Origin of the sequence: Sorangium sp. So ce426, from assembly GCF_051475585.1 — a bacterium.
Taxonomy (GTDB): domain Bacteria; phylum Myxococcota_A; class Polyangia; order Polyangiales; family Polyangiaceae; genus Sorangium; species Sorangium cellulosum_B.
The window spans coordinates 1,013,493-1,025,250 of the sequence record NZ_CP150341.1; the positions used below are offsets into that span (position 1 = coordinate 1,013,493).

At 71.8% G+C, this 11,758-nt stretch carries 9 protein-coding genes; 5 read left to right on the forward strand and 4 right to left on the reverse strand.

Annotated features, from left to right (window positions below; all coding sequences use genetic code 11):
- Positions 1-82: 82 nt before the first annotated feature.
- The 3 genes from WMF44_RS03790 to WMF44_RS03800 are packed head-to-tail and all read right to left on the reverse strand — an operon-like array spanning position 83 to position 3,018.
- Positions 83-1,231, reverse strand: coding sequence for an NAD(P)/FAD-dependent oxidoreductase (locus tag WMF44_RS03790; protein WP_437297751.1), 1,149 nt, complete (start codon positions 1,229-1,231; stop codon positions 83-85).
- A gap of 6 nt (positions 1,232-1,237) precedes the next feature.
- On the reverse strand, positions 1,238-2,071 hold the full coding sequence (locus WMF44_RS03795) for a 3'(2'),5'-bisphosphate nucleotidase CysQ family protein (RefSeq protein ID WP_437297752.1): 834 nt from the start codon (positions 2,069-2,071) through the stop codon (positions 1,238-1,240).
- 5 nt (positions 2,072-2,076) lie between these two features.
- On the reverse strand, positions 2,077-3,018 hold the full coding sequence (locus WMF44_RS03800) for an aldo/keto reductase (RefSeq protein WP_437297753.1): 942 nt from the start codon (positions 3,016-3,018) through the stop codon (positions 2,077-2,079).
- Positions 3,019-3,383: 365 nt separating this feature from the next.
- Here WMF44_RS03800 and WMF44_RS03805 point away from each other — a divergent pair, with 365 nt between their 5' ends.
- The 4 genes from WMF44_RS03805 to WMF44_RS03820 all read left to right on the forward strand — a co-directional run bounded on the left by WMF44_RS03805 (position 3,384) and on the right by WMF44_RS03820 (position 7,806).
- Positions 3,384-3,989, forward strand: coding sequence for a hypothetical protein (locus WMF44_RS03805; protein ID WP_437297754.1), 606 nt, complete (start codon positions 3,384-3,386; stop codon positions 3,987-3,989).
- A 75-nt stretch (positions 3,990-4,064) separates the two neighbouring features.
- The gene (locus WMF44_RS03810; protein WP_437297755.1) at positions 4,065-5,162 is read left to right on the forward strand and encodes a pectin acetylesterase-family hydrolase; all 1,098 of its coding nucleotides are present in this window, start codon (positions 4,065-4,067) and stop codon (positions 5,160-5,162) included.
- A gap of 250 nt (positions 5,163-5,412) precedes the next feature.
- Positions 5,413-6,105 (forward strand): ROK family protein, encoded by a 693-nt coding sequence (locus WMF44_RS03815; RefSeq protein ID WP_437297756.1) that lies wholly within the window; start codon positions 5,413-5,415, stop codon positions 6,103-6,105.
- Between the two features lie 411 nt (positions 6,106-6,516).
- Positions 6,517-7,806 carry a cytochrome P450 gene (locus WMF44_RS03820; RefSeq protein ID WP_437297757.1) on the forward strand — a complete coding sequence of 430 codons (1,290 nt, stop codon included), beginning with the start codon at positions 6,517-6,519 and terminating at the stop codon, positions 7,804-7,806.
- A gap of 246 nt (positions 7,807-8,052) precedes the next feature.
- On the opposite strand, the gene astD is transcribed toward WMF44_RS03820, so the two are convergent.
- Positions 8,053-9,522 carry a succinylglutamate-semialdehyde dehydrogenase gene (astD, locus tag WMF44_RS03825; RefSeq protein ID WP_437297758.1) on the reverse strand — a complete coding sequence of 490 codons (1,470 nt, stop codon included), beginning with the start codon at positions 9,520-9,522 and terminating at the stop codon, positions 8,053-8,055.
- Positions 9,523-10,067: 545 nt separating this feature from the next.
- Here astD and WMF44_RS03830 point away from each other — a divergent pair.
- Positions 10,068-11,600: a hypothetical protein gene (locus WMF44_RS03830; RefSeq protein ID WP_437297759.1), complete on the forward strand. Its 1,533-nt coding sequence runs from the start codon at positions 10,068-10,070 to the stop codon at positions 11,598-11,600.
- Positions 11,601-11,758: the final 158 nt, after the last annotated feature.

Here is an 11,758-nt window from a genome sequence, read left to right on the forward strand (position 1 = left end):
AAGCGCGACGCCGCGGGGGAGCGCGGCATGTGCGGCGCGCGCCGCGTTGAAGGGCCGCCGCCGCGCCGCAGGGGCGCGGCGCTCAGCCGATGATCATCGCCTCGCTGAGGAGCCGGCCCTCCCTGAAGCGCCGCAGGTTCCAGCGATCGAACAGGGGGAGGGAGGCGCCCTCGGCGATGTGCTGCGCGAGGAGCTTGCCCATGACGGGCGCGATCATGAAGCCGTGCCCCATGAAGCCGGAGGCCTGGTAGAAGTGCTCGACCTCGTCGACCCCGCCCACGATCGGGTTCTGATCCGGGGTGAGGTCGTAACAGCCGGCCCACTGCCGCAGCACCTTCACGCTGCCGAGGAGGGGGCACGCGGCGACGAGCGCCCGCGCGTACAGGGCGAGGAACTTGTGGCTCGACCCCATGTCGAGGCCGTCAGGGACGTCCTCGTTGGAGATGCCGCCCACGATCTCGCCGCGCATCGACTGCGAAAAATAGAGGCCGTTCGAGAGATCCGCGACGAGCGGGCCGAGCCAGGGCTTGAGCGGCTCGGTCGAGCAGATCTCGTGGCGGTGGGGGTGGTTGGGCAGCTCCACGCCGAGCATGCGCGCGATCTCGGGGCTCCACGCGCCGGCGGCGTTGACGACCTTGTTCGTCCGGATCTCGCCGCGATCGGTGACCACGGCGTCGATCCGCGCGCCCTGCGTGCGGAAGCCGAGGACGTTCGTGAAGGTGGCGATGTCGACGCCGAGCTTCTGCGCGCGCTCGGCGTAGCCCCAGACGAACGGCCAGGGGAACACGACGCCGTCGTCGGGGTTGTAGCTGGCCGCCACGACGCCGTCGGTCGAGAGCTGCGGCACGATCGCGCGCGCCTCGTTGGCGGTGAGCATCCGCGTCCCGAGGCCGCACGCGTTCTGCACGGCGACGCTCTTCTCGAGCGTCCTGCGGCCGGCCTCGCTGCGCACGAGGAAGAGGTAGCCGCCCTGCCGGAACCAGATGTTGATCTTCATCTCGCGGGCGAAATCCCGGCAGATGCGGATGCTCTCCTGCATGAGCCGGATGTTGCCCTCGCTCGAGAACTGCGCCCGGACCCCGCCGCCGTTGCGCCCGCTGGCGCCGCCGCAGAGGTAGCTCCGGTCGACGACGACGATGTCGGTGACGCCGTGGTGCCGCGCGAGGTTGTACGCGATCGCGAGGCCCATGATCCCCGCGCCGACGATGACGATCTCGGCCTGCCCCCGCATCGCGCCTCAGCCGAGCTCCGACCTCGCCGCGGCGACGACGGCGGCCTGGAGGGCGCCGTTCGAGGCGATGATGCCGCGGCCGAGCTTGAGCCCGGGGCCTTTGTAGTCGATGGGCGCGCCCGAGAGGTCGGTGAAGCTGCCGCCCGCCCCGAGGAGCACGGCCTCGGGCGCGCAGCTGTCCCAGAGCTTGGCGCCGCCGCCGCCGTGCACGTAGAGGTCGACCTCGCCGGTCGCGATCCGGGCGATCTTCACGCCGACCGAGCCGCAGGGGACGATCTTCGAGATGCCGAGCCGCGCGAGGAGCGGCTCGAGCTCCTTCGGCCGGTGCGAGCGCGAGACGACGAGCGTCGCGTCGGCCGGAGCGCTCACGGCCGAGACCCGGAGCGGCCTGCGGCTGCCGTCCCTCGCCTCGAGGAAGGCGGCGCCGCCCTCGCCGGCGCGGCCGGCCAGCGCCTCGCCCGTCGTGGGCATCACCACGACGCCCAGCGCCGCGCGGCCGCGGACCGCGAGCCCGATCATCACGGCGAACTCGCCGTTCCTGTCCGCGAACTCCCGCGTGCCGTCGAGCGGGTCGACGAAGAACACCCGCTCCTTCCCCAGGCGCGAGGCGAGCTCGTCGCCGGTCGGGACGCTCTCCTCGGCGAGGATCGCCTCGCCGGGGAACGCGGCCTCGAGCGCGCTGCAGATGAGCGCGTTCGCCTCGCGGTCGGCGCGGGTCACCGGGTCGCCGGGGCCCTTCATCTCGACGGCGAACGGCGTCGCGTACACGTCCATCACGATCGCCGCCGCGGCGCGCGCGATGCGGACGATCTCGTCGAGCTCCCTGTCGTTCTGGTCCATCGTGCTCACACCTCGATCCCGGCCTGCTTGAGGCGCGCGGAGAGCTCCGTGAGCGCCGTGTCCTGGAGGTAGGGCGGCATGCCGGCCTCGCGGACGAGCTGGTCGAGCTGGGCGACCGAGCGGGGGCCGAGCACGGCGGAAGAGACGACGCGGTTCGCGAGGACGAAGCGCAGGGCCGCCGAGCGGAGCGAGGTGACGGCGCCCGTGACGAGCGGCCTGAGCGCGTCGAGCTGGCGGATGCGGGTCTTGAGCTCGTCGCGGGTCCACCGCTGGTAGCGGTGATCGTCGAGGTAGAACTCGCGCTCGGGGCTCCACTGGCCGGCGAGCAGCCCGTGCGCGAGCACCGATCGGGCGAGGACGCCCGCGCCGGACTCGGAGACGTCGCCGGCGACGTCGTGGAGGTCGCCGGGGAAGAAGGCGTTGTAGGCGATCTCGATGACGTCGACCTCGTCGCGCAGCGCGGAGCGGGCGACGTCCGCGGAGCCGGCGCTCACGCCGTACGCGCGGATCTTCCCGGCCTGCTTGAGGTCCTTCAGGAAGGCGAGGGCCTCCCCCGATTGCATCGCGGCCACGGTGGGGTTGTGGAGCAGGACGACGTCGACCACCTCGCGGGCGAGGCGCTCCTGCGACCGCTCGAACGCGGTGCGGAGGTGGGCCGGGTCGAACCGCTTCGTCGGGGGATCGCCGTCGCGAACGGTGCCGATCTTGGTGACGACGAACGTCGTGCCGGCGCCCTGGAGCCGCCTGCCGAGGCAGCGCTCCATCTCGCCGCGGCAGTAGACGTCGGCGGTGTCGAAGAGGTCGATGCCGACCGCGAGCGCGCGATCGATGACGCGATCGATCTCGACGTCGGCGATGGGGCCGTAGCCGTCGCCGGAGAGTCCCCAGGTGCCTAGGGCGAGCTCCGAGACCTGAAGGGTCGTCTTGCCGAGGGGGCGCTTCCTCACGGGCGGCGATCTACACCAGCGCCGGGAGGGCGCCACGAAATAGGGGCGGAGCTCCGGGGCGGAGCTCCGGGCACGGCGCGCCGCGTCGCGGGCCCTTCCCGGAGCGGCGGAGCTGCCCCGGGGCGGGCGTCTCCCGTCGCGCCTCGGCGCGCGGTGGCAGGGCGCGTCCTCCGGGGCCTCACGCGGCCGGCGCGGGCCGTCGGTCCGCCACGTCCCTGCGCGCTCGGCCACGGAACGCTCCATGCCAGAGAGCCAGGGAAGGGGAGTGATGCGGAAGCGCGCGGGGCAGCGCCGCGGGGGGCAGGGTCTTCAGGTGACATGTCGAGTCGAGCCCTGCCGGTGGCCGACGAAGGGGGCTGGAGAGTATGGCGAAAGGGCCTAATGAGGCATCGGCGGCCGAACCCATCAGCGACCGGAGGTCGCGGCCGCCTGCGGCGAGCGCCTCTGCGCGGCGCGCGCTGGAGCTCGTCGCCGTCCGAGGCAAAGACGTGCTCGGCGTCCGCCATGTGCTCGCGGAGGGGCGCGCGCACATCGGCGACACGCCCGCGTCCATCGTGCGCGTGCCGTCGGGGGAGCTCGATAGAGCGGCCCCGGTCATCGCGGAGGTGATCGGCGCACGCTACGTGCTGCACGTCCCGCGGCGGACGCGGGCGCGCCTCCACGGCGCCGACGGGCTCGCGCGCCTGTTGACGGGCCCGGCCGACATCGAGCTCCAGGAGGGAGACCGCGCCGTGATCGTGATCGGGGCCGTCCAGATCCGCGCGCAGATCGTGCCCATCGAGATCATCTCACGCCTGGGTGCGTCCGGCCTGCGCTGGATCGGCCTCATCGGCGCCCTCTACCTCGTCGCGCTCGGCGTCTGCGCCGCCCTCGCGCCGCGCGACCGCGCCCGCCTCGACGAGGGGTCGATCCGCCGCGCCGTCGGCGAGGCCGCGTCGCAGCTGTGGGCAGAGCACGCCCCTGTGCCATGACGCGACGGCACCGCCGAGCGGGCCGTCACCGGCGGGTGATGCCCGCGCGTCATGGAGTGGTATTGTCTGCCCTCCATGCGATTCAAGATCGTTCCGCCCCTCCCGGTTCGACTCCTGCTCTTTCCGCTCGCCGTCCTCGGCTGTGGCGGCGCGTCCGCCGAGCACGAAGACCCGAGCAGCGAGCCGCGGGTCGGGATCCTGAGCCTGCCGTCCGGCTGGAGCTCCATCGAGCCGGGCGGCGAGACGACGTGCTCGCGCGGTGATCCTTTCACGTACTTCGTCCGTCCGGGCACCGTCAATCGCCTCATCGTCGAGTTCCGCGGCGGCGGCGCGTGCTGGGACGCAACCACGTGCTCGTTCGCGGGAGCGCTCTTCCAGGAGACGGTCGGCGAGGACGCCCTGACGACCGGGATCTACGATCATGAGAACCCGGACAACCCCTTCAAGGACTGGCACCATGTGTACATCCCCTATTGCACCGCGGACGTCCACTGGGGCGACAACGTGGCCACGTACGGGGAGGGGAGCCAGGCCGTCACCATCCAGCACAAGGGCGCCGTCAACGTCCGCGCGGCGCTCGGCTGGATCTACGAGAACGTCTCCGCGCCAGAGAAGATCTTCGTGACGGGCTGCAGCGCGGGCGCGTATGGCGCCATCCTCTGGTCCGCGCACCTGCGAGAGCACTACAAGAGCGCGTCGGTCATCGAGTTCGCCGACAGCGGGGCAGGGATCATCACGGAGACGTTCTTCAGGGACAGCCTTCCTTCCTGGAAGCCCGAGGGCGCTTATCCCACATGGATACCTGGCCTCGACCCGGCCGAGCTCGCGCGGCTGTCGGCGCTCTACGAGAAGATCGGCGCCCATTACCCCGACATGCGCCTGTCGCAGTACAACACCGTCTATGATGAGGACCAGGCCTTCTTCTTCAACGCGATGGGCGGCGGCGACGCCCAGGCGTGGTCCGACGCCATGAGGGCAGAGATCGCCGAGATCGAGGCGTCGACGCCGAACTTCAGGTCGTTCCTTGCCGCCGGCTCCGCGCACTGCATCCTCTGGCGGCCGGAATTTTACACCCTCGAGTCGCGCGGAGCGCGCCTCGTGCAATGGCTCGACGGGCTCGCAAACGGTGCGCCGCCGTCGAGCGTCGCGTGCGACGCTTGCGGCTCGCCTTGAGCGTCGCCCGGGGGCGGGCGGCGCGGCGGCCGGGGCACCGGGGCAGCGGGGGTGCCCGCTGGTCGGCGCCGGGCGGCGTGTGCGCGGGAGGGCGGGCTCAGGGGGCGTGATCGCCCGCTCGGGCGTGCGCCGTCGCGGCGCCAGTTGACGCGCAGCCAGAGCTCTAGATTATGTCCGCTGCGAACGCGGGCGCGTGGGCGCGTCCGCGGCGGCCCTGGAGGAAGAGCTCCGGGGGGAGACAGAGGGATCCATGCGCACGCTTTGTATCGATATCGGCGGAACGGGGATCAAGGCCACCATCCTCGACGAGCAGGGGACTCCGATGACGGATCCCGTGCGCGTGCTGACGCCCCAGCCGGCCTCGCCGGACCCCATCCTCGACCTCATCGAGGAGATCGCCCGGGCGCAGGGGGAGTTCGATCGCGTCTCGATCGGCTTCCCCGGGGTGGTGATGGAGAACGTGACCAAGACGGCGCCGCACCTCGACAACGAGAAGTGGAAGGGCTACCCGCTCGGCGAGGCCGTCGAGCGCCGCCTTGGCAAGCCTGTCCGCGTCGCCAACGACGCGGGCATCCAGGGGCTCGCCGTCATCGAGGGCAAGGGGCTCGAGATGGTGCTCACCTTCGGCACGGGGCTCGGCTGCGCGCTGTACATCGACGGCCGCTACGTGCCGAACCTCGAGCTCGGGCACCATCCGTACGGAAAGAGGGACCTGAAGTACGAGGACCGCGTGTTCGACGCCGAGTGCAAGCGCATCGGCCCGAAGCGCTGGAACAAGCGCGTGCGCAAGATGATCGAGCAGCTCGAGCCGATCTTCAATTACCGCAAGCTCTACCTCGGCGGCGGCAACGCGCGCCTGCTCGACGCCTCGCGGCTGCCCGAGAACGTCGTCGTGGTGGACAACGTCGCTGGCCTGCTCGGCGGAATCAAGCTCTGGTCCTAGAGCGGCGGTCACCCGCTTCGGATACGGGCCCACCTCGACGTTTTCGGTGCTCAGCGCACAGGAGTGCGCTTGCGCGCCGAAAACGCCGATCTGGGCCCGTCTCCTGCGCGGGAGACCGCCGCTCTGCTGCGGCTCGGGAGACCGCCGCTCTGCTGCGGCTCGGGAGACCGCCGCTCTGCTGCGGCTCGGGAGACCGCCGCTCTGCTGCGGCTCGGGAGACCGCCGCTCTGCTGCGGCTCGGGAGACCGCCGCTCTGCTGCGGCTCGGCATGGGGCAGAGGGGGGCGGAAGCCGCTGTAGCCAAGGGCGGCCGCGCGCCCGTGCGCTGGCGGGGAGGCCGGCCTGGGGCGGGCCTGCGGGGGCGTGGGTCGCGCCGGTTCCCAAGCGGGCGTGACCGTCGTACCCTGGCCCGATGAACTCGCCCGACGCACCGAAGCCCGACGCACCGCCCGCGGCCAATCCAGCGGCGGACGCCGATCTCGATCCGTTTCGCCTCCAGTCGCCGGAGACGCTCGCGAACCCGTACCCCGTGTACGCCCGGTTGCGCCAGGAAGCGCCCGTGTACTTCAGCGCGGCTTACAACGGCTGGCTCATCACCCGCTACGACCAGGTCGCGGCGGGCTTTCGTGACCCGCGCCTGTCGGCGAAGCGCTCCAGCGCCTTCGTGACGAAGCTGCCTGACGAGGTGCGGCAGCGGCTGGAGCCGTTGCGCCGCAACCTGGCGTCGTGGGCCTTGCTGCTCGATCCGCCGGAGCACACGCGCATCCGCTCGCTGATCAACAAGGCGTTCGTGCCGCGGCTCGTCGAGGGGTTGCGCTCCCGGGTGGAGACGCTGGTCAACGAGCTGCTCGACGCGGTCGCCCCGGCGGGCCGGATGGATGTCCTCCGCGATCTCGGCGATCTCTTGCCGCTGCTCGTGATCGGCGAGGTGCTCGGTGTACCTGCCGAGGACCGGCACCGGCTGAAGGGCTGGTCCAACGCGCTCAGCGGCTTCCTTGGCGCGGGCCGGCCGACGCTGGAGATCGCGGGGGGCGCGCTGAGCGCCGTGGCCGAGCTGGAGGACTATTTCCGCGGCGTGATCGCGGCCCGGCGGCAGAGCCCTGGCAACGACCTGCTCAGCCAGCTCATCCTCGCGGAGGAGCAGGGCATGATCCTCGGCGAGCAGGAGCTGCTCTCGACGTGTTGCATGCTCCTCTTCGGCGGCCACGAGACGACGAAGAACCTCATCGGCAATGGCCTGCTCGCGCTCCTTCTCCACCGTTCCGAGCGCGAAGCGCTGCGCGCCACCCCGTCGCTGATCGGCCCGGCGGTGGAGGAGCTGCTCCGATACGACTCTCCGGTGCAGTGGATGAGCCGCGTCGCGCTCGACGACATCGAGCTCGACGGCGTGCGCATCCCGAAGGGCGATCGTGCCTTCCTGGTGCTCGGCGCGGCGAACCGCGATCCCGCGCAGTTCCCCGACCCCGACAAGCTCGACTTCCGCCGCACGGACATCCGTCACATCTCGCTCGGCCTGGGCGTCCATTACTGTGCCGGCTCCGCGCTCGCCCGCGTCGAGGCCCAGGCGGTCATCTCCACGTTCCTGCGCCGTTTCCCCGACGCCGAGCTCTCTCCTGGGCCGCTGACCTGGCGCATGAGCCCCGGCATGCGCGGCCTCACCGCCCTCCCGATAGAGCTAGGCCCGCAGAGCTCCGCTTCCTGACCCCTCTCCACCCCGCCCGTTCCATCCTGGAGCCGCCGGGGAGAGGGGAGGGGGCGCGCGGGGGCGAGGGGGAAGGGCCCCGCGGATCCGAGCGCCGGCCCGCACCGCAGCTTGTCGCCCTCAGATCTCCCCGTCCCGTACAGCCGGCCATAGCCACCACAAGGCGCGAGTCCGCGGGAAGGGCCCCCCTCGCCCCCGCGCGCCCCCTCCCCTCTCCCCGGCGGCCGTTGCCCCCTGGCTCTGGTTCTAGCTGTTGAGCCGCATCCCCGGCGCCAGCTGCCCAGGCAGCGCCACCGCCGCCGCCTCCAGCCCCGCGACCGGATATGCGCAGTAGTCCGCCGCGTAATACGCGCTTGGCCGGTGGTTCCCGCTGCTCCCGACCCCCCCGAACGGCGCCGCGCTCGACGCCCCCGTCAGCGGTTTGTTCCAGTTGACGATCCCCGCCCGGGATTCCCGCCAGAACCGCTCGTAGAGCTCCCTGCGATCCGAGATCAACCCGGCCGCGAGCCCATAACGCGTGCGGTTGGCCAGCGAGAGCGCCTCATCGAAGCTCGTATAGCGCTGCACCTGCACGAGCGGCCCGAAATGCTCCTCGTCCGGGAGCTCCTTGATCGCCGACACATCGAGGATGCCGGGCGAGAGCAGCGCGGTCCCCTCCTCGAGCCGGCGCATCTCCAGCAGCACCTCGCCGCCGAGCGAGACCAGCCGCGCCTGCGCCGCGAGCAGCCGATCCGCCGCCGCGAGCGAGATCACCGCGCCCATGAACGGCTGCTCCGCGTCGTCGTACCTGCCCACCTTGAGCCGGGAAGCCGCCTCGACCAGGCGCCCCAGCAGCGCGTCGCCCTCCGGCGTCGCCGGCACGAGCAGCCGCCGCGCGCACGTACACCGCTGGCCCGCCGAGATGAAGGACGACTGAAGGATATGGTGGTTCGCCGCCTCGGTGTTCGCGACGTCCTGCACGATGAGCGGGTTGTTGCCGCCCATCTCCAGGGCGAGGATCTTCTCCGGTTGGCCCGCCAGCTGCCGGTGCAGCGCGTTGCCCGTGCCGGAGCTGCCTGTGAAGAAGAGGCCGTCGATGCCCGGGTGACCGGCGAGCGCGACGCCGGTGCGCCTCCCCCCCTGGACCAGGTTGAGCACCCCGGCCGGGATCCCCGCCGCCTCCCAGAGCCGCGCGGTCTCCTCCGCGACCCTCGGCGCGAGCTCCGAGGGCTTGAACACAACGCAATTGCCCGCGATCAGGGCCGGGACGATGTGGCCGTTCGGCAGGTGGCCCGGGAAGTTGTAGGGCCCGAGCACAGCGACCACGCCGTGCGGCCGGTGCCGCACCACGGCCGTCGCGTCGCCCGCCTCGGCCTGACGCTCGCCCGTCCGCTCGCGCCAGGCCATCAGCGACACGTCGATCTTGCCGATCATCGTCTGGACCTCGGTGAGCGCCTCCCAGCGCGGCTTGCCCGTCTCCAGCCCGATCACGTCCGCGAGCCGGGCCTTGTGCTCGCCCAGGAGGCCGGCGAACCGCTTCACCAGCGCCGCCCGCTCCTCCAGGCCGCGATCGCGCCACGCAGCGAACGCGCCGCGCGCCGCCGTCACGGCCGCGTCGACCTGCTCCTCGCTCGCGGCGCGCCCCTCGAAGACGACCGCCTGCGTCACGGGGTTCCGGCTCGCGAACGGCTCGCCCGCGCCGGTCACCCAGCTGCCGTCGATGAAATGGGTCGACATGGTCACCTCTCTGTCGCGGAGCTCCCCCCGCGGAACACCACACGGGCTCAACAGTCCGTCCACCCAGTATGGTTTGCGTCCACCTCGCTTCGCCAGTGTGCATCGTACCAGAGGCCGGCGCCCCCAGGGCTCGCGCGCCCCCGGGCGGAGCATCGCGCCGGCGACCGCCCAGGAAAGATGAGGCCGCTCGCCGAGCTCGCCAGGGCTTCGCCGCGTCAGGGGGGACCACAACATCATGTGTTCCGGCGCGACTGAGCCCCAACCAGAGGGGTCTGCGCGGTCAGTTGCTCTCTTGATGAGAATCCAGGAGCCGAGATCTCAATGCGCCTCGTGCTCGATCGTTCCGAGTCCGCTCGTGGCGGGCGCGCGACATTCACGGGAATGCACCGTGGCGAGCAGGTGTGCTGAGCGTGAGTGCGCGTTGGATCACGCTCCGGGCGCACTGCAGCAGGGCGCTCTCCACGCCCGGTGACACCAAGTCTTGACGGTCCTGTGGCTGGCGTGGAGACGTGATCATGTCAGTTTTCCCGTCAATGCATCACACGGTGGCTATCTCGGACATCCATCTATGTGAGCTCGAGCCGACCGACGGTCTCTGGATGCGCTATCGGCAGGCGCCGTACTCCCCGGACGGGGAGATCGCGGCGATGCTCGACGCGCTCCGGGGAGAGGTCCGGAAGGGGGCGGGCGGCTCCGGGGGGCTCGGCGCGGAGCGCGACGAGCTCACGCTGGTCCTGAACGGCGACATCTTCGACCTGGATGCGCCCCGGGTGATCGGCAACGAGAGCGTGGTCCACGACCTGCCGCGCACCGCCGAGCACGCCGTGCCGGCGATGGAGGCCATCCTGCGCGATCACCCGGTGTTCGTCGCGGCCGTCGGCCGGATCGTCGCGGACGGGCATACCGCGGTCTTCGTGGCGGGCAACCACGACATCCAGCTCACGCTGCCCGAGGTGCGCGAGGCGGTGCAGCGGAGCGTCGTGGACGCGGCCATGCACGAGCTCGCCACCCGGGACGGCGGCCTTCCGGCGGGATCGACCGAGGAGCTCCGCGCGGCGCTCGCGGCGCGGGTGGCCTTCCGCGCCTGGTTCCACCGCACCCACGACGGCGTCATCGTCGAGCATGGCAATCAGTACGACTCGTACTGCTGTTATCGCTACCCGATGGCGCCTTTCGGCCGGAACCCGGGGGAGATCCAGCCGACGATGGGCTCGCTCGTGAGCCGCCTGCTCGTGTCGCGCATGGGGTACTTCAACCCGCACGTCGACTCGTCGTTCATGCTCTCCGGCTTCGGCTACCTCTCTCACTGGACGCGGTACTACCTGTTCTCTGGCCGCTCCCTCGTGCTCGCCTTCGGCGTGGGCGCGCTGCGCACGATGATCGAGCTCGTGCGCCGGCGCGACCCGAGCCGCCGGGCGCTCCGGCGCGCGGACCTCGCCGCGGCCGCCCGCGAGACGGGCGCGCCTTTCCCGGCGGTGGTCAAGCACGCGCGGCTGTTCGCGCGGCCGGCCGAGGACTGCCTCGGCCGCGTGGCGCGCGAGCTCTGGCTGGATCGCCTCGGGCTCGCGGCGGTCGGGATCCTCGCGGCGCTCGCGTGCCTGTGCTGGATGCCGGGGGGGCTCGCGGCGGCGGCGTTGCTCGCGCCGACGCTCCTCGTCGCGTACGAGTGCGCCGTGCCGAAGCCCACGCTCGACGCGGTCTGGCAGGGCGTGAACCGGGCGGCGCGGTCTGTGGCCAGGGCGCACGGCGCCAAGGCCGTGATCTTCGGGCACACCCACAACCCGGAGGGGAGCTGGGAAGGCGGGGTGTTCTTCGGGAACACCGGCTCCTGGTCCGCGGCGTTCGAGGACATCGCGTGCACGCGGCCCGTCTTCGAGGCGCGCCCGCTCGTCTGGCTGCGGTCCGAGGACGATGCGGGCCCCGAGGCGCCCCTGTCGGGCGGCCTCGTCATGTGGAAGGACGAGCGGTTCCAGCCCTGGCGAGCCGACGCGAGGCCGTCCGTGCCGAGAAAGGCCGAGATGGCCAAGCGCCCGCGCCCCGCGCTTCGGCCCCAGGCGACGGCCGCGCTGCGCGGTTAGTCCGCCGGCGCCCCGCCGGCGCCCATCGAGAGATACGACGCGGAGCACGCTCACAAAGGGGATTGCTGCTCTCCAGGGGCACCAGGCCTCCACCGACCGTGGCAACGGCGGCCCCGTCCGCGAGCGCCGTCGCGGCTCGATTGGTCAAACGACATCAA

Bases quoted from the DNA above. Each gene is read 5' to 3' on its own strand.
- WMF44_RS03790 (WP_437297751.1), bottom strand. From the start codon at position 1,231: ATGCGGGGGCAGGCCGAGATCGTCATCGTCGGCGCGGGGATCATGGGC.
- WMF44_RS03795 (WP_437297752.1), bottom strand. From the start codon at position 2,071: ATGGACCAGAACGACAGGGAGCTCGACGAGATCGTCCGCATCGCGCGC.
- WMF44_RS03805 (WP_437297754.1), top strand. From the start codon at position 3,384: ATGGCGAAAGGGCCTAATGAGGCATCGGCGGCCGAACCCATCAGCGAC.
- WMF44_RS03810 (WP_437297755.1), top strand. From the start codon at position 4,065: ATGCGATTCAAGATCGTTCCGCCCCTCCCGGTTCGACTCCTGCTCTTT.
- WMF44_RS03815 (WP_437297756.1), top strand. From the start codon at position 5,413: ATGCGCACGCTTTGTATCGATATCGGCGGAACGGGGATCAAGGCCACC.
- WMF44_RS03820 (WP_437297757.1), top strand. From the start codon at position 6,517: ATGAACTCGCCCGACGCACCGAAGCCCGACGCACCGCCCGCGGCCAAT.
- astD (WP_437297758.1), bottom strand. From the start codon at position 9,522: ATGTCGACCCATTTCATCGACGGCAGCTGGGTGACCGGCGCGGGCGAG.